Genomic DNA, 22030 nt, shown 5'->3' on the forward strand with positions numbered 1-22030 from the left:
CATGGTTTGTCATACATCGGCGGATTCCTGCCATCAATGGCTCACACCTGGGACCCACAGTACAGCCATGCCACGCCCCCAGGCAAACCCCAAGGAGTTGACCACCATGCCTTTGCCGACACGCCCCGCTGACAACGACCTGCTGCAACGCCCCGCACTGGCAGCGGGTGTGTTGGTGTTCTCCACCCTCGCCACCCTGGGGCTGAGCGCCGTGCTGGCGCTGGCCGCCCCCACCGAAGCGCAGGCCCGCACCCGCCGCAGCGTGGAACACAACGCCGATGGCAGCACCACCGCCCGCACCGGTGTGGCCCGCAGCGGCCCGAATGGCGCGGTGCTGCGCGGGCGCACAGCCACCACCGATGGGCAGGGCAACGCGAGCGTGACGGGCCGGGGCGCCGCTGTGGGTGCGCAGGGCGGAGTGGCCGAGCGCCAGGGCAGCACCACCCGCAGTGCAGACAGCAGCGCCAGCCACAGCGGCACCGTGTCCGCCCAGAATGCCCAGGGCAGCCTGCAGAGCAGCGGCGGGGCGAGCCGCAACGCCGACGGCACCGTGACGCAGGCCCGCAGCACCACCGCCACCAACGCGACGACCGGCAACAGCGTGCAGGCGCAAAGCAGCTACAGCAAGGACAACGGCTGGAGCCGCAGCGCCACCTGCTACGACGCGAGCGGCACGGCCTTGGCTTGTCCAACGCGGCCTTGACGCCCTCTGGACCCAGCTACCGCTTGCCACCCTCTGACCTCAGGAGCCTTGCCATGTCCCCGCGCCATCTTCTGACCATGACCGCCCTGGCTGCCCTCACGCTGGCCACCGCCAGCGTGCAGGCCCAGACCACCGCGCAGAACGGCGGCCGCCTGCGCGCCCTCATCGCGCAGAAGCAGGCCGCCGCCGCACCGGCCACGCTGGCCGCCGGCGTGCAGCGCATCGCCGATGTGCCCTACGGCGCCGACCCGGCGCAGCGCATGGACGTGTATGTACCCACCAGCCCCACCACAGGAACCAACAGCCTGGTGGCCAGCGCGGTGCGCGCCCCGGTCATCTTCATGGTGCACGGCGGCGGCTGGCGGCATGGCGACAAGGCCATGGGCCGCGTGGTGCAGGAGAAGGTGAACCGCTGGGTGCCCAAGGGCTTCCTCCTCATCTCCATCAACTACCGCATGCTGCCCGATGCCCCCGTGGCCGTGCAGGAGCGCGATGTGCAGGCCGCCCTCATGGCCGCGCAGCAGCGCGCGGGCACCTGGGGCGGAGACCCGAGCCGCTTCATCCTCATGGGCCACTCGGCCGGGGCCCACCTGGTGGCCCTGCTCAATGCCCGTGCCCCGCAGGCACTGCGCGAAGGCGCCTGGCCGTGGCTGGGCACGGTGTCACTCGACAGCGCCATGATGAACGTGCCCGCCCGCATGCGCGCCCCGCACCTGCCGCTGTATGACGACGCATTCGGCGCTGACCCTGCGTATTGGGTGGCCATGTCGCCCTTGCACCAATGGACGGCGGGCGCCCCGCCGATGCAGATGGTGTGCTCGACCCAGCGGGCTGACGACCCCTGCCGGCAATCCGATGCCATGGCCCGCCATGTGCGCCACCAGGGCGGCCGCGCCGAGGTGCTGCCGCAGGACCTGGACCATGGCGAAATCAACGCCCAACTGGGCCTGGACAGCGACTACACCCGGGCCGTGGAGACCTTCATGGGATCGCTGGACGCCGAGGTGGCCCGCCGCCTGCAGTGATGTAGCGGCAATTTGCTACCAAATCAATAGCTCATAACGCTTGATAGATAAGCGCTAGCAGCCATTTTCATTCAGATTTCGCCCGCAGGTAGGGCGCCAGGTAACGCCCCGTATGGCTTGCCGGGTTGGCCGCCAGGTCCTCGGGCGTGCCCACCCCCACCACGGTGCCGCCGCCGGCGCCACCTTCAGGCCCCATGTCGATGAGCCAGTCGGCCGTCTTGATGACGTCCAGGTTGTGCTCGATGATGACGATGGTGTTGCCCGCGTCGCGTAGCTGGTGCAGCACCTTGAGCAGCAGGTCGATGTCCGCGAAGTGCAGGCCGGTGGTCGGTTCGTCCAGGATGTAGAGCGTGCGGCCGGTGTCGCGCTTGGAGAGTTCCTGCGCCAGCTTCACGCGCTGCGCCTCGCCGCCCGAGAGCGTGGTCGCCGCCTGGCCCAGGCGGATGTAGGAGAGCCCCACGTCCAGCAGCGTCTGCAGCTTGCGCGCGATGGCCGGCACGTCCTTGAAGAACGCGTGCGCGTCCTCCACGGTGAGCTCCAGGATCTGCGCGATGTTCTTGCCCTTCCACAGAACTTCCAGCGTCTCGCGGTTGTAGCGCTGGCCGTGGCACACGTCGCAGGGCACGTACACGTCGGGCAGGAAGTGCATCTCCACCTTCACCACGCCATCGCCCTGGCAGGCCTCGCAGCGGCCACCCGCCACGTTGAAGCTGAAACGCCCGGGGCCATAGCCGCGCTCCTTGGCGGTGTTCACCTCGGCCATGAGTTCGCGGATCGGCGTGAACAGGCCGGTGTAGGTGGCCGGGTTGCTGCGCGGCGTGCGGCCGATGGGGCTCTGGTCGACGTTGATGACCTTGTCGAAGTACTCGATGCCCACGATCTCTTCGTGCGCGGCGGGCTCTTCGTGGGCGCGGTAGATCTGGCGCGCCACGGCGGCGTACAGTGTGTCGTTGACCAGGGTGCTCTTGCCCGAGCCCGAGACGCCCGTCACGCAGGTGAGCAGGCCCACGGGGAAGTCCACGGTCACGTTCTGGAGGTTGTTGCCCGTGGCGCCCGCCACGCGCAGCGCCTGCACCGCGCCCTGGCGCGCGTGGTGTTCGGCCATGCGCTCGGCGCGGCGCTTGCTGGCCTCGGTCTGCGGAAAGCGCGACTTGCCCTTGGCCTCCACCACTGGCGCCGCCTGCTCCACCACCGGCAGCCAGGGCGTGCGCCGCTTCGGCACGGCGATGGACAACGTGCCCGACAGGTACTTGCCGGTCAGCGATTCAGGGTGGCTGCGCACCGCGTCGTACGTGCCCTGCGCCATCACGCGGCCGCCGTGCACGCCGGCGCCCGGGCCCATGTCGATCACGTGGTCGGCCGCGCGCATCATGTCCTCGTCGTGCTCGACCACGATCACGCTGTTGCCGATGTCGCGCAGGTGCTGCAAGGTGGCGATGAGCCGGTCGTTGTCGCGCTGGTGCAGGCCGATGCTGGGCTCGTCGAGCACGTACATCACGCCGGTGAGGCCCGAGCCGATCTGCGACGCGAGGCGGATGCGCTGCGCCTCGCCGCCCGACAGCGTCTCGGCGCTGCGGTCCAGGCTCAGATAGTTCAGGCCCACATCGTTGAGGAACTGCAGCCGCGTGGTGATCTCGCGCACCACCTTGTCGGCGATCTCGGCCTTGGCGCCCGTGAGCGTGAGCGCCTGGAACCAGCCGTGCGCGGCGCTGAGCGTGGCGTGGCTCACCTCGAAGATCGCGCGGGCCTGCGCGCCCTCGCCCACCTTCACGTGGCGCGCCTCGCGGCGCAGGCGGGTGCCGTGGCATTCCGGGCAGGGCTGGCTGCTGCGGTAGCGGGCCAGGTCCTCGCGCACCACGACCGAATCGGTCTCGCGGTAGCGCCGCGCCATGTTGGGCAGGATGCCTTCGAACGGGTGCTTCTTGGTGTAGACCTTGCCCTTGTTGGCGCCACTGTCCAGGATGTAGCTGAACGCGATCTCGTCCTCGCCCGAGCCGTGCAGCACGGCATGCTGCACGGCGGCGGGCAGCGACTCGAACGGCGCCTCCACGTCGAAACCGTAGTGCCGCCCCAGACTCTCCAGCATCGCGAAGTAGTAGCCGTTGCGCCGGTCCCAGCCCTTGATGGCGCCGCTGGCCAGGCTCAAGCCGGGGAAGGCCACCACGCGCGCCGCATCGAACACCTCGCGCTGGCCGATGCCGTCGCACGCCGGGCAGGCGCCCATGGGCGAGTTGAACGAGAACAGGCGCGGCTCCAGCTCGGCCAGCGAGTAGCTGCACACCGGGCAGGCGAACTTGCTGCTGAACAGGTGCTCCCGGCCCGTGTCCATCTCCAGCGCGAGCACGCGGCCGTTGCCGTCGTTGCCGCCCACGCGCAGCACGGCCTCGATGCTCTCGGCCAGGCGCTGCTGCATCTCGGGGCGCACCTTCAGGCGGTCGATCACCACGTCGATGCTGTGCTTCTCGGTCTTCTTGAGCGCGGGCAGGCTCTCGTATTCGTAGATGGTGCCGTCCACGCGAAAGCGGATGTAGCCCAGCGCCTGCATCTGCGTGAAGAGCTCGGTGAACTCGCCCTTCTTCTCGCGTGCCACGGGGGCCAGCAGCATGAGGCGCGTGTCCTCGGGCAGCGCCAGCACGGCGTCCACCATCTGGCTCACGGTCTGCGCGGCCAGCGGCAGGCCGTGGTCGGGGCAGTAGGGCGTGCCCGCGCGGGCGTACAGAAGGCGCAGGTAGTCGTGGATCTCGGTCACCGTGCCCACGGTGGAGCGCGGGTTGTGGCTGGTGGCCTTCTGCTCGATGCTGATGGCGGGCGACAGGCCCTCGATCAGGTCCACGTCGGGCTTGTCCAGCCGCCCGAGGAACTGCCGCGCATAGGCCGACAGGCTCTCCACATACCGCCGCTGGCCCTCTGCATACAGCGTGTCGAACGCCAGGCTCGACTTGCCCGAGCCCGACAGCCCCGTGATCACCACGAGCTGGTTGCGCGGGATGTCCAGGTCGATGTTCTTGAGGTTGTGCGTGCGCGCGCCGCGGATGCTGATGCGCTGCTCGCGCAGGGCATTGGCGAGGTAACGGCCAGCGTCGGACGGGGCAGCGGGCTCGGGGAGCGGGGCGGAAGGGGGGTTCACGGTGGGCGCGGCTCTGTGCAGGGAAACCCACCATGATAGGCCAGGCCCGCCGCGCCGGTGGGTGGCGGCCGTCATGCCATTAACATGGCGCCAAGTTCATCCGCACATTCCACCCCAGTGTCCGATCCCACCCTCCATATCCATGCCCAGGCGCTCACCGTCACCCGCAAGGAGCGCGAACAGCTCGGCGGCCACCCCGGACGGGTCATCTGGCTCACCGGCCTGTCCGGGGCCGGCAAGTCGACCATCGCCAACGCGCTGGAAGGCGAACTCCATCGCCAGGGCAAACGCACCTACATCCTGGATGGCGACAACATCCGGCAGGGCCTGAACCGGGACCTGGGCTTCTCCGACGCGGACCGGGCGGAGAACATCCGCCGCATCGCGCAGGTGGCCCGGCTGTTCGTGGATGCGGGGGTAATCGTCGTGGTGGCCTTCATCTCGCCCTTTCGCGCCGAACGCCAGGCGGCCCGGGACCTGTTCGCGGCGGGGGATTTCGTGGAGATCTTCGTCGACGTTCCACTCGCGCTCGCAGAGCAGCGGGACCCCAAAGGCCTGTACCGGAAGGCCCGCACGGGCGAGCTGCGCCAGTTCACCGGCATTGATTCCCCGTACGAGGCGCCGCTGGCCCCGGAGCTGGTGCTGCCCACCGCCGAGCTCACGCCCCGCGAGTGCGTGCAGCGGATCTGCGGCCTGCTGTGAGCCTGCCGCCGCCGTCCGGCAGGGCACCGCCATGGTCCGCTGAACCGGCACCGCGCCGCCCGCGCACCGGCAGGGGCCTGCCGCCAGGCGCCGCCCCCGCAGAGGCCTTCGGCCCCCTTCGCTCGCCCCTGCGGACAGGCGCTTGCGCGCAATGGGCGAAAATCCCCGCTTTACCCGCCCCATAGGGCACCACCGTGCCGGAATCCTCTTCCCCTTCTTTTTTGGGCGCCGCCCCGCAGCCCCCGTCCCCGCCGCCTTCCGACAACGCAATGACACCGCTGGAGCGCCGCTCCAGCGTGAGTCTGGCGCTGATCTTCGCGCTGCGCATGCTGGGCCTGTTCCTGGTCCTGCCGGTTTTCGCGCTGGAGGCACGCAAGTACCCCGGCGGGGACGATCCGGCGCTGGTGGGACTGGCCATGGGCATCTACGGTCTCACGCAGGCGCTGCTGCAGCTGCCGCTGGGCATGGCCTCCGACAGGTTCGGGCGCAAGCGCGTGATCGTGCTGGGGCTTTTGGTGTTCGCCGCCGGCAGCCTGCTGGCGGCGCTGGCCGATTCGCTCACGGGCCTGCTCGCGGGCCGCGCGCTCCAGGGCGCGGGGGCCGTGTCGGCCGCCGTGACCGCCCTGCTGGCCGACCAGACGCGCGACGCCGTGCGCACCAAGGCCATGGCGCTGGTGGGCGGCAGCATCGGCCTGATGTTCGCCGTGGCGCTGGTGGCGGCCCCCGTGCTGGCGGCCCACATCGGGCTGGCGGGCCTGTTCGGCCTGACCTGCGCCCTCGCACTGGCCGGGGTGGCGGTGGTGATCTGGTGGGTGCCTGCGGAGCCCGCGCGGCACGGCGATGCCGCACGGGGCCGCCTGGCCGACGTGTGGAGCCACCCGGATCTGCTGCGCCTGAACCTGGGCGTGTTCGTTCTGCACACCGTGCAGCTATCGATGTGGGTGGCCGTGCCGGCCCTGCTGGTGCAGGCCGGCCTCGCCAAGGACCACCACTGGCAGGTCTACCTGCCCGCCGTGGTGCTGTCGTTCGGGGCCATGGGCGGGCTCTTCGCGCTGGAACGCGCCGGCAGGCTGCGCGCGGCGCTGCTGGGCGCCATCGCGCTGGTGCTGCTCGTGCAGGTGGGCCTGGGCACGCTGGCGTCCAGCGCCGCGCCGCCGACGCTGTGGGTGCTGGGGCCGCTGCTGTTCGTCTTCTTCTGCGGGTTCAACGCGCTGGAGGCCAGCCAGCCCAGCCTGGTCTCGCGCATGGCGCCGCCCCAGCTGCGTGGCGCCGCGCTGGGCAGCTACAACACGCTGCAGTCGCTGGGGCTGTTCGCCGGCGGCGCGCTGGGCGGCGCGCTGGTGAAATGGGCCGGGGCTCCGGGCCTGTTCGCGGCGACCGCCGCACTCACGGCCCTGTGGCTGGCGCTGACCTGGCCGCTGCGGCCCGTGGGCCGCGGCGGCCATTGAGCACAACAAGCGGCGGCGGGCCTGGGCACGGCCGGGCGCTGCCGGGTGGGGGCTTCCATTGCCCCCCGCTTGCGGCACAATGGCGCGTTTGGCGCCCGGAAACTCTCTCCAAATCCGGCGCTTTGTTACTTCCTTAAGGCAAAGACAGCACCATGGCATCCGTAAACAAAGTCATCATCGTCGGCAACCTGGGCCGCGACCCTGAAATGCGCACTTTCCCCAGTGGCGACCAGGTGGCCAACGTGACGATCGCCACCACCGACAAGTGGAAAGACAAGCAGTCTGGCGAAATGCGGGAAGCCACGGAATGGCACCGCGTGGTCTTCAACGGCCGCCTCGCCGAGATCGCCGGCCAGTACCTGCGCAAGGGCTCGCAGGTGTACGTCGAAGGCTCCCTGCGCACGCGCAAGTGGACCGACCAGAGCGGCGTGGAAAAGTACAGCACCGAAATCCGCGCCGACCAGATGCAGATGCTGGGCAGCCGCCAGGGCATGGGCGGCCAGGGTGGTGGTGGCCAGCAGGGCGGCGGCTATGACGATGGCGGCTACGGCGGCGGCGACCAGGGCGGCGGCTATGACCAGGCCCCCCGCCGCGCCGCGCCCGCGCCGCGCCCCATGGCGGCACCCGCCCAGCGCCCCGCCCCCGCCCCCGCACCCGCGGCCCAGGCACCGCGCGCGGCCTCGGGCTTTGACGACATGGATGACGACATCCCGTTCTGATGGACCCACCCCTCTTGCAATGACCCGGCCAGGGGCCCGCAGCACGGACGCTGCGGGCCCTTTTTTTTTGCCCCGGCGGGCGCCGCGCGGCGCTTTTACACCGGCCGCGGCGCCGCCCACCCCGCCACTTTGTCCAGTGCGGCACCGCCGCAACGGGGCCAACACTTTTTTACATCCGGCGCGCCCAACTCGAAGATCATCTCGTCCTTGCCGGCCGCTGCATCCAGCAGCGGCGGCAATTTCAGCCTGTATCCACAACATTCAAGCAAGAACGAGAGAGAGGGAACGTCATGCCAGGATTCGTCCGCAAGATTCTGATTTTCATCACCGGCTACGCATGGCTGCTGCTGCTGGCCGGCCCGGGCCTGATCGGCCTGTCGCTGTACAGCGGCTGGAAGGCCGAGGGCGACCATGCCTACGCGGCGCGCGAGAGCCTGCAGTCCGTGGCAGGCACCGTGACGCAGGCGTCCGAGGTGACGGTCAAGCGCAAGCGCCGCTCCACCAAGAAGTACTACGAAATCAGCGTGAAGCCCGATGCCGCGGGCGCCGAGGAGCGCAAGCTGCGCATCGACTACAGCACGCCCCAGCAGCTGGTTGGCAACCTCATTGACGAGAAGATCACCGCCCTGGTGGACAAGAGCGACAGCGACCTGGTGTACGAAGTGGCGGTCGATGGCAAGCCCGTGATCAGCTACGAGGCGACCCGGCAGCGCCTGCAGGCCGAGGCGGCCTCCTCCGCACGGTCCTTCAGCGGCGCGGGCACCTGGATCTTCGCGATTGTGCTCACCCTGCTGGGCGCCTTGGGCGTGTGGTGCAACCGCAAGCTGCGCGCCGCCGACCAGGAGCAGCAGCTCAGCGCTGCCTGAGAATTTTTCACAGAGAGGGAGGGAGGGGCGCTGTGGCCATGCCCTTCCCCTGTTTTCACAACGATCCAATGGAGGAATGCGCCATGAACCCCAATGCACTGACCCCTTCGACGCCCGAGGGCGCGCCGTTTGAACGGCGCGACTTCATCGTCTCCACCTACAAGCACCTGGGCGCCGCCATGCTGGCCTTCGTGGTGCTTTCCGCCGTGCTGATGGCGACCGGCTTTTCCGGCGCAACGGCCAAGATGCTGCTGGGCAGCGGCAACAAGTTCCTGTGGCTGGGCGTCATGGGCGCGTTCATGCTCGTGGGCTGGCTGGCCTCGTACATGGCCGACAACTCTGAAAACCCGCAAACACAGCTGATGGGCCTGGGCCTGTACGTGCTGGCCGAAGGCCTGATCTTCGCGCCGATGTTCGGCATCGCGCAGATCGTGGCCCCCGGCGCCATCGGGGCGGCGGCCTTCATCACGCTGCTGCTGGTGGGCGCGCTCACCTGGACGGCGTTCACCACCAAGACCGACTTCTCGTTCCTGGGCGGCATCCTGAAGGTGGGGGGCCTGGTGGCCCTGGGCACCATCATTGCCGGCGCCATCTTCGGCTTCAAGCTGGGCATCTGGTTCTCCGGGATCATGGTGCTGTTCGCGGGCGCCTGCGTGCTGTACGACACCTCGCGCATCATCCACGACTACCCCGCCGACCGCCCTGCGGGCGCCGCGCTGCACCTGTTCGCCTCGATCGCGCTGATGCTCTGGTACGTGCTGCGCATCCTGATCAGCCTGGCGACCAACGACGACTGAGCCGAGCCGCCCGCGCGGCCCGCAAGGCCGGACTCCCGCCCGGAGTCCGGCCTTTTTTGTTGAGTGGCCACAGATGGAGGCAAGAAAACCGCCTCACCCCTTGCTGGCAAAGCGCCAGAAGCTACAAAAACAATAGCAAACCAGTACACGCCACGCCGTGCGCCCTGCCGGCCGCGGGATGCGCCGGGCCGCCGCGCCCCGCCCAGCAAGCCCGCAGCCCCTTGCGGTGCCCCATTTCCCATCGTCCTTTGGGCCTGCTGCTGGCACAATTGGACACCGCCAGCCAGCCTGCATGCCGCGCATGCGCGCCGGCTGGCGCGCCGAGTGCGCCTTGCGCCATGCCCCGGTGCGGAGGTCTCCAGCACTGCGGCAGGTGCCGTGCTTGCGCACCCGCGCCACCCACCTGCCACCCACTGATCTTTCTTTCTGTCCATCATGCGCAAATCTCTTTGGCTTTCTTTGTCCTGTGCGGCCTTGCTCGCCAGTTGCGGCGGCGGCTCCTCCGATGGAGCGGATGTGGGCCCCGCCCCGGGGGTTCAGCAGTTCCCTGGCGGCGTGTGGGAAGGCACGGTGGGCACGGGCGCGGCGCAGCGCCAGGTCGTGGGCTACATCGATCCGGGTCCGATGGGTACCGGCGGGGAGTTCTACCTGGCGCGCGAAGCTCCTGGCGCGGCGGGCTTCGATGCGCTCTACGGGCGCCTGAATGTCAACGTCACCGCGGTGCTGGCCACCGGCGTGACGTATTTCTCGGTGCAGGACGGCAAATTCGCCACCGGCCTGACGCTGCGCGGAACGGCATCGAACAGCGGCAAGATCGGCCGCACCGACGGCATCAGCGGCAACTACAGCGATCCGGCGCAGACGGCGGCCGCCTCCGGCGCCGTGGTGCCGTTGAAGCTCTCGTACAGCAGCCTCAATTTCCACACCGCGACCGCCACGCTGATCGAGGGCACCTACCGGGGCACGGGCCTGTTTGGCGGCGGATGGGTGCTCACCGTCACTCCCCAGGGCCAGCTCTCGGGCCGCATTGGCGGCTGCCTGGTCACGGGCTCGGCAACGCCCCGCGCCGCGGGCTCGCCCCTGTACTCGCTCACGCTGAACCTCTCCGGCGACACGACCTCCTGCGGGGCCAGCGGCACCCAGCAGTCCGGCATCGCCGTGCTGCGCTTCGACGCGGCGGGCGTACCCAACGGCATCTGGGCGTTCACGCGCAACGCAACGGGCCCCGACAACACCTACACCCTCAACGGCATCGCCGACCCGCGCACCACGACGCCGCCCTCGGCCACGCCGCTGTCCGTGGCGGGCAACTGGCAGGGCGCCTTCACGCTGCCCACAGGCGTGATTGGCGACACGTCCGTCTGGGGCAGCGTGCTCCCGGATGGCGGCCTGTTCTTCTACACCAACAGCAGCCTGGACCACAATGCGCTGTACGGTCGGCTCATCCGCTACGCGAACAACGCGACGAACAACCGCTTCGTGACCGCGAACGACGGGGTGTTCTTCAACCGGCTGCTGGCCAACACGGGCGCCTACAACGAGTCCGTGCTGATCGACGGCACGCTGCAAAGCGCCACGGGCTCCAGCACCGCCAGCCTGTTCACCGGCACCTTCAGCTACCCCACCCAGCCCGGCGGCGCCCCGACCCGCTTCAGCGTCCAGCCCGACCCCCTGTATGCGCTGCCCGCCGGCAAGGTGCCCACCACGGCCCTGATCGTCGGCACCTACAAGATGGCAGGCACCGGCTTTGGCGGTGACACCACGACGCTCACGGTCTTCGCCGATGGCGCGATCACGGGCCTGACCACCAGCGGCTGCGAGGTCGCGGGCAAGCTCCTGGGCGAACTCGGCAGCGGCCTGAACCTGTACCGCGTGGAGGCGTTCGGCTACCTCAACAGCCCGAATGCCCCCATCACCTGCGGCCTGTCGTCCGGCCCGCCGCAGTCCGGTTCAGCGGCTGCGCAGTTCGACGCCAACGGCAACGTGGTCGGCCTGCGTATCCTGACCGCCGGGCTGTCCGTCGCGGGATCGCGCGCCCACACGGTGTTTGTGGGCGCCAAGCAGGCCACGCCCTGAAGGTAAGGGGGTGGCACTCTGCCGCAAGACGGGGGCCACCCGCCGGCCCCTCGACGGCTTGTGCATGCGATGCCTTGCGTGCGTGCAGGCAGGCTGAGGCACACAGGTAGGTAGGCTGGCAAGCAGGCCACACGCGTGGCCGCCAGCAACAAAAAGGCCCGCCGCACTTCATGTGCGGCGGGCCTTTTTGTTGCCTGCAGAAAGCTGGTGGGCCCTCTGGGAAGTTCTGTGGCCTCAGTAGCTATAGGGCGACCGCAGCGGGTTGACCGGGAAGGCCTGCAGGCCGCTGTAGGGCTGGAACGCGTACCGCACATACAGGCCCCCCGCGAATTCGCGGTAGTTGCGCGCGTTGTTGAGCGACAGGTGCCCGCCCAGGAACACCTGCGGGTGCATCTGGTACTCCATGGCGGCGCCCAGGTTGTAGCCCAGGCCCGTGCGGGACTGGCCGGGGTAGATGGCGGTGGCGCCGGTTTCGCCGAAGGCCAGCGCGTCGCTGGCCGCCTGGACGGCACTGGCCTGCCGCGACGGGCTGTTGGGGAAGTACGGTGCCGCGTCTTCCTTGAAGTACTGCACGCCCACCGAGCCCTTGAGCTGGTAGGACAGGCGGCCATTGCGCTGCGCCCATTCGACCGGAATGCCGAAGGACACGAATTGCTGCGGGCTGAAGTACCCGCCGTGGCCCACGGTGAAGTAGCGCAGGTTGCGCTGGTACGACAGGCCCGTGAAACTCAGGCCGGCCGTGAGGTCCTCGTTGGAGGTGCGGTGCACATGCCAGTACATGCCGCCGCCCAGTTCGGCCCGCGCATTGCTGCGCACACGGGTGCCGGTCAGGCCGTGCAGCGAGCCGTAGCCGTACACGCCCAGCTCGCCATCGTCCCAGGTGAGGTCCAGGCGCCCGCCCGTGGCCGACACCCCCCCCCAGCGGTCTCCCGTGCGCGCATCGCGGGCACCGGCGAACGACAGCAGGCTGTCGGTCACCGGGCGGCGCGACAGGTCTCCCGCCACGGTGAGGTTGTCGGTGAGGGCCGTGCGGTATCGCACGCCGGCCGTGACGTCCGACTGGCCGAAGCCCAGCGGCGTGCTGCCGATGTCGGCCCGGAAGCCGCCGTTTTCATAGCCCACGCTCAGCCCGATGCCGCTGTCGCTCTGCGACCCCGCCGCGCGCTCGGGCATGTCCAGCGCGGTGACCGGGCCGCCGCCAAAGCGGCTGACGGTGCCGTACGGAGACCCGGGCGATCCCGCGCTGGCGCCCGTGGGGGTCACGCCCAGGAGCAGGTGCCCGTCGCCCACGCTCATCTTCAGCTGGACGGGGGCTTCGATCTCGGAATGCTGGCTCATGCCCGCCTCGCCCTGCCGGGCACGCGCCGTGGCACCGACCGAGAAGCTGGATATCTGGCTTTGCTGGACTTCCCGCAGCTCGTCGCGGGCCGTACGGGGCCGCGCAGGGTCCGGCACGTTGCCCATCCCGGCCGTGGCCCAGGCCGAGGGAGCCGCCGCGGCAGGCGCACCACCGCGCTGCAGCGGCTGGGGTGCCGCCGCATACCCGCCATAGGCCTGCGCGGGCGTGAGGTAGCCCCCGCTGGCGGCGGGCTGCGCAGGCACCTGGGAGGCGGACGGAGCAGCGTACGCGGGCGCCACGGCCGGTGCCACGGGCGCGGCGGCGGACGACCGCTGGACGGGGGCCTGTGGCGCCGCGCCGCGTGTCGCCGTGGCGCGGCGCGCGGTGCCTGCGGATGCAGCCGCATCGGCCACCGCGGCCGGGCTGGCGGCCTCGGGGTAGTAGCTGGCGGGCGTCATGGGGGCGGCCGGGGCGTAGGCCTGTGGCGCCGTGCCAAAGCGGCTGGCCCCCGCCGGATCCGGAATGTACAGGCCTGCGGGCGCATTGCTGCGCGCCACGGGCTGCGGGGCGTACTGCTGGGGGGTGTAGCCCACCGGCGAGCGCACTGCCGTCGTGGCGGCGCCCGGCACCGACAGCCCACCGCCGGCACGCTGGAACTGCTGCCCGGCGCGCTGGGCGAATGGATTCCCGGAGCGCGCCGGACCCGCCGGCACGCCACTGGCGGCCAGCACGGCATCGCGCTGCGCGTTTTCGGCCGCAACGGCCGCCGTGAAGAACTCGGTGGCCTTGGAGTTCTTGCCTTGCGCGCGGTACAGCCGCCCGGTGGCGGTCAGCACCTCGGGATCGCGGGGTGCGCGCGCCAGCGCCACGGACAGCAGCGACTCCGCGTAGCCGTAGTCCTTGGCGCCGGTGGCCATGGCCGCGGTCTGCAGGAGCAGGGACACATCATTGGGCGACTTTTCCAGCAGCCGCGCATACAGCGCCTGCGCCTGGGCATAGTCGTTGTTGGCCGCGTACATGCGGGCCAGCGCCGCCATGGCCAGGGGTTCGTCGGGCTGCTCGGCCAGCAGGGGGGCGAGCGTGTCGTAGGCGGCGACCAGGTCGCCCGCTTCGCGCAGGCCCTCGGCCTGGCGCACGATGTAGGCCCGGCGGATGTCGCTGAAGCTCTTGCGCTCGCGGTCGTTCATGGGGGCGGTCTGCAACTGCCGCAGGATGCCCGCCAGTTCCACGTCCTGCTGGGTCTTGAGCAGGGTCGCCGCGTACTGCAGGCGCAGGCCCACGTCGGGCCGGGCGGTGCGTGCCAGCACCTGGCGCACCATGCCCAGGGCGCGCTGCGGCTCGCCCGCGTCCGCGTAGGCCAGGGCCATGGCCCCCAGCAGCTCGGGATCTTGCGTGGCAAAGGACTCCGCCTGCGCCAGGGCGGCCAGCGCCTCGGACTGCCGGCCTTGCGCCGCCAGCGCCGACGCCGCCGAGGCCTGCACATGCACCCACACGCGCTTTTGCAGCGCGGCGATGTCCCGGGTGCGGTGCTTTTCGGGAATGCGGTCCAGGAGGGCCAGCGCACCCGGCCAGTCACCGGCCTCGGAGGCCAGCAGGGCGCCCGCGTACAGCGCCTCGGGCATGTTGGGGTTGGACAGCAGCAGCCCGTCCATCACGCCGCGGGCCTCGGCCACCGCGCCCATGCGCAGGTACAGGCGCGCGAGGTCCAGCCGCACCCAGGGGCTGGCCGGGTCGTTCAGCAGCGCGTCTTCCAGCGCGGCGCGGGCAGCCGCGACATCGCCGCGCTCCGTGGCGGCGCGCGCCTGGCCCAGGGCCTGCGCGGCGCGCAGGCGCCCCAGGGCGCCCACTTTTTCCTGCTGCGAGGGGGACAGTTTCTCGACGAGCGCCAGCGCTTCGGCGGCCTTGTTGTTCTGCGCCAGCACGCCCACCAGGCCGCGCACCGCGTCGGGGTTGTCGGCCTGGCGCGCCAGCACGCGCCGGTAGGCCGCCTCCGCCGCGTCGTATTGGCCGTCTTCGACCAGCAGGTCCGCCAGATCGCTCTCCGCCGTCACCTCGGCGGGATTGAGCCGCACGGCCTGTTCCAGCGAACGCCGGGCCGCCGCCGTGTCGCCGCGTTCGCGTTCCGTGGTGGCCTGCTCCACCAGGCTCCAGTAGGTGGCGCTGTCCAGGGCCTGCTTCCAGCGGCTGGCCGATCCGGCGCGCGAGGCGCGCTCCAGCAGCCCCCGCGCCTCGGCAAACCGCTCCTGGCGCAGCCGCAGGATGCCCAGGCCGCCCAGGGCGTCGCCATCGCTGGGGCGCGATTCGAGCACGTTCAGGAAGGCGGCCTCCGCCGCGTCCAGTTCGCCGTCGTCCAGGGCCTGGAATCCTGCCGTGGTGCGCTGGCGCAGCGGATCGGCCGTGCGGCCGGGAGCGGCCTGGGACTGCTTTTGCAGGTTCTGCGCCTGCACCAGGCGTGTCTGCACCGCCGTGTCGCCAGGATTGGCGCGCAGGAACTCCTGGTACAGCGGGATGTCGGCCGAGCGATTGCCTGTCCAGGCCAGCGCCTTGCGCCAGCTTTCCGTGGCAGCCTTGCCCACGTCGGGACGCCCCGCCAGCCGCGCCAGCTGGGCGATGCCGTCGCGGCGCGTGGACTCGCGGTAGGTCAGGTGCTGCGCCAGGGCCAGCGCGATCTGCGGATCCTCGGGCGACTCCTGCGCCAGGCGGCTCAGGCCGCGGCGGGCTTCGTCCCAGCCGCCCGCCGTGGCGCCCAGGGTCTGGTAGTACTCCAGGGCCAGCGGCCCGGTGGGGGCGCGGTCTCCCAGCGCCGCCTGGTAGGTGCTCAGCGCCTGGCTGGCCTGGCCGCTGCGGGCCTGCTGGCGCGCGGTTTCGATCTGCGGCGCGCTGCGCCCCGTGCGGATGGACTCCTGCAGCCGGCTCACCAGGGGGCTGCGCGGGTGCGCCGCCTGCAGCTGGTTCAGGTAGCGCTGCGCGCCCTCGGGGCGCTGGGCATTGAGCTCCACCAGCGCCATCCCGTACAGCGCCTGGGCATTCTGCGGGTTGATGCGCAGCAGCTTCTGCCATGCCTCGCCCGCCCGCTCGGTGTCACCGCGCTCCTGCCAGTACTGTCCCTGGTCCAGCAGGGTCTGCTCCGCCCCGGTCTGCGCCCAGGCCGCGGCGGGCGCCATCAGCGAGGCCAGCAGCCCCATGGCCAGTGTGTGGTGACGACGACGTTTGGAGGACATGCCTTCCTTCTCCCTGCGAGGTTCCCGGCCACCGAGGTGCCGGGACTGTGTTGCGTGATTCAGAAAATACCGGGCGTGCTGCGCCTTGCCTCAACCTTTTTGCTTGAGCCGCGCCCGTGCGCGCGCCCTGAGCGACAGGTACATGATGATCGCAATCAGCACCGCCGCCGACACGCCCAGCAGGATCAGCAGCAGCGGGTTGCGCGAAAGAAACCACTGCGCGTACAGCAGGGGGCCCAGCTGGCCCACATGGTAGTTTTTCTCGGCGACCAGGCTGTCCACCTGCTTGCCGCGGATCACCGTGGTGCTGCCCTGCACGTGCTTGAGCAATTCGGCGTCCAGCAGGGCATCCATCACCTGCCCCAGCCCCGCGGGCTGGTTGCTGGCCACGAGCACCACGCTGCGGCCGCTGCGCAGGGGCGATTCAAAACCAGCCACCAGCGCATCGGTGCTGTTGCTGGAGAACGCGACCTGGTTGCGCCGCGCGTGCACGCTGGACTCCTGGCCAAAACCCCACCAGCGCAGCAGGCGGTTGGCGAAGTCCGACATCTGGAAACTCTTCGCATCGCCCTGCAAGGCCGCGGGGATGGCGCTGGCCCACTGCTTGAGCAAGGGCTGGTTGCCGCCGGAGGCAATGACCAGCAGGTCCTTGTCGGCGAGCCTGTCCACCTGCTGGGCCTGCGCCACGGTCACGCCCAGGGCGGGGTACCCCGTCACGCGCCCCATGACGCCCATCAGCCCCAGGTAGGCCGTGTACTCCTGCACCCCCGGCTTGTCCGGCATGACCACGGCGGACTCCGAGAGATCGGCCATGCGGGTGAACGGGAACCCGGCATTGCCGAAGGCGGCCAGGTCGGGCATCGCGATGAAATGCGGGAAGCCGGAGATGTCGATGGTCGAATCGGCCTCCACCGAACCGCGCACGTTGTCCAGCGGCACGTCCTTGCACGCGCCCTGCTTGACCACGTCGTAGTAGTAGTGCATCTGCAGCTGCGACTGGGCTGGCAGCTTGAACAGCGGGATGTGGAAGCTCTCGCGCTCCGGCGCCATCTCGCCCTTGGGCATCACCGTCGTCAACAGGCGGTCGAGCGCGCCCGGCTCCTCATGGTTCACAGCATGCAGCGGCAGGGACCGCAGGAACTGCTGGTTCACGTTGATATTGAGCGTGGACTTGTCCGCGTTGGGGCGCGGCGTATAGCGGTAGCGCAGGTCCACCGGGATGCCCTTCTGGCGCCACGCGAACAGGTCGGGCGGCAGGAAGAAGTTCACGCGGATCAGGTCGGGCGAATAACCGGACACGTTGAGCGCCTGGGCTTCGACCAGCTCGCCAAACTTCACCGGACGGTCGTTGGCCAGCCAGTTGGGCGCGTCGTAGGGCTTGCGGGGCTTGAGTTCCGTGACCTCGGTGATCCGCGCCAGCGGGCCGGACAGGGCCGAGGAGCCGATGGCCAGCGCCTTGGCGGCCACGGCCAGCTCAGCCTCGTCACGCCCCATGACCAGCAGCAGCTTGCCGTTGCGGTCGGCCGGGTGGCTGACCACCGCCACCGTGGGGCCCTGGATTTCGGGCAGCGCCAGGCCCGCCGGGGCCTGGCCCCGGCCGGCCACCATCACGACGGCATTGCCGCGCGGTGGCAGTTCGCCAATGAAGGAGGGGAACTTCGCGCCCCGGAAACCCGCCAGCGCGCCGAACCAGGAAGACATGGTTCCCGCGGCCTGCAGCATGCCCGCGTTGGGCGCCGCGTTGAACACGATGGGCAGGTCCAGCGGCCGCACGTCCCGGCGGTCGAAGAACGGCTGGGGCAGCAGCGCCAGATCGTTCGTCTGCGCCACCGGCGCGACGGTGAGCTCCAGCACGCTGTCGTTGCCGATGTTGGCCCACAGGCTGGAGTGCAGCGGGTCCTCGCACTCCATGGTGTAGTGGCCGATGAGCTGCAGGTTCAGCCGGTTGAACTCGGTGATGAGGCGCGGCGGGATGGTGATCTCGCGCTGCAGGTTCTCGCCCGCCTGCTGCGTGGTCACCGGAATCGTCGCGGCCACCTGTTCGTTCACCAGCACCTTGATGTGGGACAGGTTGGTGAGCAGGGCGGGCGAGTACGAATAGTTCAGCTTCAGCCGGGCGCCGGTGACCACCTCGTCGCCGCGCACGCTGAAGGCCACGCCGCTGGTGCCGTCCACGCCCCGCAGTTGCAGGGGGAAAAGGGCGCCCAGGTCCTTGAAGCTGGTGCGGTGCACGCGCACGCCGCCGTCGGACTGCGGTGCCGCCGCCGCCGCGTCCACGCCGGCCGCCACGGGCGCGGGGGCGGCGGAGAGCTGCGAAACCGGCACGGCCGTCCCTGCCAGTACCAAGGCCAGCATGGCAGGCAGCATGCGCTTGCGCGGCAGCCGCGCTGTCGGATGTCTTTTGGAAATCATGGTGTGGAGTCTTTGGAAACAGGGAAAGGCTTGGAACGTGTCGGTGTTCTCAGCGGGGTTTCAGGGACTTGACGGCCGAGACGGTCAGCTGCCCCATGCCGCGCAGCCCGATCACGATCACGCTTCGGAGCGAGCGCAGTGGCTTGTCGCGCTGGCCGGTGCCCCAGCTGGTGATCCACGCATCGGCCCGCGCGAAGGTCAGCGACGCCAGCTCGGCCTGCTGGTGCAGGCTGAGGTTGTCGAACTTCACGCCCAGGCGGCCCTTGCCGCTGAACGTGACGACCGCGGGAAAGACACCTTCTTCGTCCGACCGGAACAGCGACACCGAAAGGCGGCTGCCCATGGGAATGTCGCTGTCCGGGGGCACGGACAGGCCCAGCCCGTGCTGGGAAAAGTCTTCGGTCTTGCACACCAGCGTGCGCCCGTTGTCGAAGCGGATCACGGCGGGCAGGGAGGCGGCCACGCGCGGCGTGCCCCGGATCTGGCGGGTCTCGCTGGCCACCGCGACGCTGGCGCCCAGCAGGATGACGTTGTAGGTGGTCCAGACCATGTTGATGACCAGCGTCGTGGTTTCATCGCCCGCCGACGAGAACAGCTTCCAGATTCCCACCGCGAACCCGACGAGATTGATGAGGAGCAGCACCACGTAGGGCCGTGCGATGGTCCAGTCGAAATAGGCCTTCTCGATCACCCCGCCCTTGGCCGTCACGTTGAACTTGCCCAGCTTGGGGTTGATGAACGCCACCAGCACCGGGCGCATGATGTACCAGGCCAGCACCGATTCGTACACCTCGTTCCAGAACGAATGGCGAAAGCGCCCCTGGATGCGGGAGTTGGTCACGCTGGCGTGGGCCAGGTGGGGCAGCGCGTAGGCGGTGATCATCAGCGCAGTGGCCTGGAACACATGCGCGCCAAAGAACAGGTAGGCCAGCGGCGCCGTCAGGAAAACCAGGCGCGGCAGGCCGTAGAAGAAGTGCAGCATCGCGTTCAGGTAGCACAGGCGCTGCCCGAACTTGAGGCCCTTGCCGAACAGCGGATTGTCGGTGCGCGCGATCTGCGCCATGCCGCGTGCCCAGCGGATGCGCTGGCCCACGTGGCCGGACAGGCTCTCGGTGGCCAGGCCCGCGGCCTGGGGCACCTCGAGGTAGGCCGTGTTGTAGCCCAGGCGGCTGAGCTTGAGCGCGGTGTGCGCGTCCTCGGTCACGGTTTCCACCGCGATGCCGCCCACTTCCAGCAGCTCCTTGCGGCGGATGATGGCGCAGGAACCGCAGAAGAACGAGGCATTCCACAGGTCATTGCCGTCCTGCACGATGCCGTAGAACAGTTCGCCCTCGTTGGGCATGCGGTGGAACGTGTCCAGGTTGCGCTCGAACGGGTCCGGCGAGAAGAACACGTGCGGTGTCTGCAGCATCACCAGATTGGTGTCCTTGAAGAACCAGCCCATGCAGATCTGCAGGAACGAGCGCGTGGGAATGTGGTCGCAGTCGAAGATGGCGATGTATTCGGAGTGCGTGACTTTCAGCGCCGCGTTGATGTTGCCGGCCTTGGCATGGTGGTTGTTGTCGCGGATCAGGTAGCCCACGCCCAGCTCTTCGCAGAATTCGCGGAACTCGGGGCGGCGGCCGTCGTCGAGCACGTACACGTGGAGCCGGTCGGCCGGCCAGTCCAGGCTCATGGCCGAGAACACGGTCTGGCGCACCACTTCGAGCGGCTCGTTGTACGAAGGGATGAACACGTCCACGCTGGGCCAGGTGCTGATGTCCTGGGGCATGGGAACCGGGCGACGTTGCAGCGGCCACGCCGTCTGGAAGTAGCCGATGAGCAGCACCGCGAACGCATACAGCTCCGCCAGCACCAGGCCGTACCCGAAAGCCGCATCCAGCAGGTTGGTGAACCCGATGGTGTCCGTGAAGCGCCAGTAGATGTAGCGCGACGACGCCGAGATCGACAGCACGATCATGGCCAGCGTGGACAGGCGGCCGGGCGTCTTGCTCAGCAGCAAGGCGGCACCGAACGAGCCCACGGAAAAGAGGATCTGGCCCTGGAGGTCGAGCGGCACGCTGATGACCAGCCCCATCAGGAGGGCACTGAACACCACCGCCGCGACACGCACCACGGGGTGCTGCCACAGGTTCCACCCGGTGATGGCATGCACCACGGTGCGCCAGCGGGCCTGGGGGCTGTGGGAGTCGGCGTCGGCGACTTCGTCGGCCCGGGGACGCTGGTCGACGCTCATCGCGCGGCCCCCGCCAGCGGCAGGCGCAGGCGCTGCGCCAGGACGCGCGCGCAGGCGCGCAGGTCATCGGCCGCCTGGCCCTGTGCGTCGTACTCCAGCACGCTCTGGTCGTAGGCCAGCGCTTCGCGCACGGCCTGGTCCTCGTGGATCACGCCCACCAGCCGCTCGCCCAGGTTGTCCTGCATGACGCGCGTGATGTCCTTGGACAGCTGGCGCGCGCCGTCGGCCTGGTTGAGCACATAGAGCGTTTCGGAAAAGTCGGGGCGCGGCGTGCAGTACGTGTGCACCAGGCGCTGCATCAGGGCGAGCGAGGCATACGATGCCGCGTCGGGCAGGCTGACCACGACGACCACCTGGGCTGCCGCCAGCGCCTGCTGCATGTAGACGGAGGGGCCGGGCGGCGTGTCGATCAGCACGACCGCGTCCTGCGGCAGTTCCAGGCTCTCCAGCTGCTGTGCCAGCCAGTGCGGATGCGCATCCAGATGCCGCTCGAAGGCCACGCGGTCGGCCTCGTTCACCACCCCATAGGGCAGCACATGCACCCCCGAGGGGCTTTCCACGCAGACGGAGGCCCAGCCTTCGCCCGCCAGGCTGGCCCGGGACACGCCCGCGAGGGAGCGGGGATCGGCTCCGAAGTGCAGGCCCAGCGCATTCTGGGGGTCCATGTCCACCACCAGCAAGGTCGCCACGCCCTGGCGCTCCAGCGCGGTGGCCAGGTTCGCGGTCAGTGTCGTCTTGCCCACGCCGCCCTTGGCAGAAACGATGGCAATCACTTTCATGGGTGGCCCTTGCGAGGCTGCCAGGCCGCTGCGGGCCGGGGCGGGGTGTCGCCCGCGCCCGCCAGGCGCGCAAACACCGACGGCAGATCGGCGGGCAGCGAACCGGGTTGCCCCGCCGCCGCATCGGAAGGGGAAGGGGCCGCCGCGGTGCGCAGGCCGGCCAGGCCGGCCAGGGGCGAACGGGCGGCCAGCGCGGCCGAGGGTGGCACGCGGTCCGCCGGGGTCATAGGCGCAGGCATGGGCGTGGGCGCCACCACGGGCGGAGGAACCTCGGCCGCAGGCCGCGCGGCGGGTTGCGCCCAGCCCGCGGGGACGGGCCGTGCCGAAGCCGGCGCGGGCGCGAAGGCCGCCTGGGGCGTCGGGGCGCCGGGGGCGCCGGCGCGGCGGTCTACGGAGGGAATGTCATCGGCGACGGCGTCCCGGACGGCCGACACCAGGGGCCAGCGCTCCCTGGAGAGCTTGTGCTCCTGCTGGCGGGCCAGCTCATGGTAAGGGTCCGCCTTGGCGCCGAACTGCTGAAAGAGGTTCACGATGTCGTCTGAATGCTTCATGGGTCACCGTCAATGCCGAAACGTAGAAA

14 protein-coding genes are annotated in these 22030 nt (G+C 69.9%); 8 read left to right on the forward strand and 6 right to left on the reverse strand.

What is annotated here, in order from left to right:
- The first annotated feature begins 106 nt into the window (after nucleotides 1-106).
- On the forward strand, nucleotides 107-703 hold the full coding sequence (locus AC07OD_RS12820; RefSeq protein ID WP_494596963.1) for a hypothetical protein: 597 nt from the start codon (nucleotides 107-109) through the stop codon (nucleotides 701-703).
- Between the two features lie 53 nt (nucleotides 704-756).
- On the forward strand, nucleotides 757-1728 hold the full coding sequence (locus AC07OD_RS12825; protein WP_494596965.1) for an alpha/beta hydrolase: 972 nt from the start codon (nucleotides 757-759) through the stop codon (nucleotides 1726-1728).
- A 67-nt stretch (nucleotides 1729-1795) separates the two neighbouring features.
- On the opposite strand, the gene uvrA is transcribed toward AC07OD_RS12825, so the two are convergent.
- Nucleotides 1796-4855, reverse strand: coding sequence for an excinuclease ABC subunit UvrA (gene uvrA, locus AC07OD_RS12830; protein WP_218339410.1), 3060 nt, complete (start codon nucleotides 4853-4855; stop codon nucleotides 1796-1798).
- Between the two features lie 117 nt (nucleotides 4856-4972).
- Between uvrA and cysC the strand changes: the two genes are divergently transcribed.
- The 6 genes from cysC to AC07OD_RS12860 all read left to right on the forward strand — a co-directional run bounded on the left by cysC (nucleotide 4973) and on the right by AC07OD_RS12860 (nucleotide 11463).
- On the forward strand, nucleotides 4973-5557 hold the full coding sequence (gene cysC, locus AC07OD_RS12835) for an adenylyl-sulfate kinase (protein ID WP_370627756.1): 585 nt from the start codon (nucleotides 4973-4975) through the stop codon (nucleotides 5555-5557).
- 269 nt (nucleotides 5558-5826) lie between these two features.
- Nucleotides 5827-7005 (forward strand): MFS transporter, encoded by a 1179-nt coding sequence (locus AC07OD_RS12840; RefSeq protein WP_218339409.1) that lies wholly within the window; start codon nucleotides 5827-5829, stop codon nucleotides 7003-7005.
- Between the two features lie 152 nt (nucleotides 7006-7157).
- The gene (gene ssb / locus AC07OD_RS12845) at nucleotides 7158-7724 is read left to right on the forward strand and encodes a single-stranded DNA-binding protein (protein WP_218339408.1); all 567 of its coding nucleotides are present in this window, start codon (nucleotides 7158-7160) and stop codon (nucleotides 7722-7724) included.
- A gap of 290 nt (nucleotides 7725-8014) precedes the next feature.
- The gene (locus tag AC07OD_RS12850) at nucleotides 8015-8590 is read left to right on the forward strand and encodes a hypothetical protein (protein WP_218297092.1); all 576 of its coding nucleotides are present in this window, start codon (nucleotides 8015-8017) and stop codon (nucleotides 8588-8590) included.
- Between the two features lie 83 nt (nucleotides 8591-8673).
- The gene (locus AC07OD_RS12855; RefSeq protein WP_218339407.1) at nucleotides 8674-9387 is read left to right on the forward strand and encodes a Bax inhibitor-1/YccA family protein; all 714 of its coding nucleotides are present in this window, start codon (nucleotides 8674-8676) and stop codon (nucleotides 9385-9387) included.
- A gap of 435 nt (nucleotides 9388-9822) precedes the next feature.
- Entirely contained in the window at nucleotides 9823-11463 is a 1641-nt protein-coding gene (locus AC07OD_RS12860) for a hypothetical protein (RefSeq protein ID WP_255590975.1), read from the forward strand.
- A 234-nt stretch (nucleotides 11464-11697) separates the two neighbouring features.
- On the opposite strand, the gene AC07OD_RS12865 is transcribed toward AC07OD_RS12860, so the two are convergent.
- The 5 genes from AC07OD_RS12865 to bcsP form a co-directional block, all read right to left on the reverse strand.
- Entirely contained in the window at nucleotides 11698-16023 is a 4326-nt protein-coding gene (locus tag AC07OD_RS12865) for a cellulose biosynthesis protein BcsC (protein WP_255590974.1), read from the reverse strand.
- A 90-nt stretch (nucleotides 16024-16113) separates the two neighbouring features.
- Nucleotides 16114-18435, reverse strand: a complete 2322-nt coding sequence (gene bcsB, locus AC07OD_RS12870; protein ID WP_218339406.1) for a cellulose biosynthesis cyclic di-GMP-binding regulatory protein BcsB — start codon at nucleotides 18433-18435, stop codon at nucleotides 16114-16116.
- Between the two features lie 49 nt (nucleotides 18436-18484).
- Nucleotides 18485-20671: a UDP-forming cellulose synthase catalytic subunit gene (gene bcsA, locus AC07OD_RS12875; RefSeq protein WP_218297089.1), complete on the reverse strand. Its 2187-nt coding sequence runs from the start codon at nucleotides 20669-20671 to the stop codon at nucleotides 18485-18487.
- Nucleotides 20668-21450: a cellulose biosynthesis protein BcsQ gene (bcsQ, locus tag AC07OD_RS12880; RefSeq protein ID WP_218297088.1), complete on the reverse strand. Its 783-nt coding sequence runs from the start codon at nucleotides 21448-21450 to the stop codon at nucleotides 20668-20670. Before bcsQ ends, bcsA begins: the two co-directional genes overlap by 4 nt.
- Nucleotides 21447-22001 (reverse strand): cellulose biosynthesis protein BcsP, encoded by a 555-nt coding sequence (gene bcsP / locus AC07OD_RS12885; protein WP_218339405.1) that lies wholly within the window; start codon nucleotides 21999-22001, stop codon nucleotides 21447-21449. Before bcsP ends, bcsQ begins: the two co-directional genes overlap by 4 nt.
- Between the last annotated feature and the right edge of the window lie 29 nt (nucleotides 22002-22030).

The sequence above is a fragment of the Acidovorax sp. GW821-FHT10E03 genome, assembly GCF_059415205.1.

Bases quoted from the DNA above. Each gene is read 5' to 3' on its own strand.
- bcsB (WP_218339406.1), bottom strand. From the start codon at position 18,435: ATGATTTCCAAAAGACATCCGACAGCGCGGCTGCCGCGCAAGCGCATG.
- AC07OD_RS12850 (WP_218297092.1), top strand. From the start codon at position 8,015: ATGCCAGGATTCGTCCGCAAGATTCTGATTTTCATCACCGGCTACGCA.
- AC07OD_RS12820 (WP_494596963.1), top strand. From the start codon at position 107: ATGCCTTTGCCGACACGCCCCGCTGACAACGACCTGCTGCAACGCCCC.
- ssb (WP_218339408.1), top strand. From the start codon at position 7,158: ATGGCATCCGTAAACAAAGTCATCATCGTCGGCAACCTGGGCCGCGAC.
- AC07OD_RS12865 (WP_255590974.1), bottom strand. From the start codon at position 16,023: ATGTCCTCCAAACGTCGTCGTCACCACACACTGGCCATGGGGCTGCTG.
- AC07OD_RS12855 (WP_218339407.1), top strand. From the start codon at position 8,674: ATGAACCCCAATGCACTGACCCCTTCGACGCCCGAGGGCGCGCCGTTT.
- AC07OD_RS12860 (WP_255590975.1), top strand. From the start codon at position 9,823: ATGCGCAAATCTCTTTGGCTTTCTTTGTCCTGTGCGGCCTTGCTCGCC.
- bcsA (WP_218297089.1), bottom strand. From the start codon at position 20,671: ATGAGCGTCGACCAGCGTCCCCGGGCCGACGAAGTCGCCGACGCCGAC.
- bcsP (WP_218339405.1), bottom strand. From the start codon at position 22,001: ATGAAGCATTCAGACGACATCGTGAACCTCTTTCAGCAGTTCGGCGCC.
- AC07OD_RS12825 (WP_494596965.1), top strand. From the start codon at position 757: ATGTCCCCGCGCCATCTTCTGACCATGACCGCCCTGGCTGCCCTCACG.
- AC07OD_RS12840 (WP_218339409.1), top strand. From the start codon at position 5,827: ATGACACCGCTGGAGCGCCGCTCCAGCGTGAGTCTGGCGCTGATCTTC.
- bcsQ (WP_218297088.1), bottom strand. From the start codon at position 21,450: ATGAAAGTGATTGCCATCGTTTCTGCCAAGGGCGGCGTGGGCAAGACG.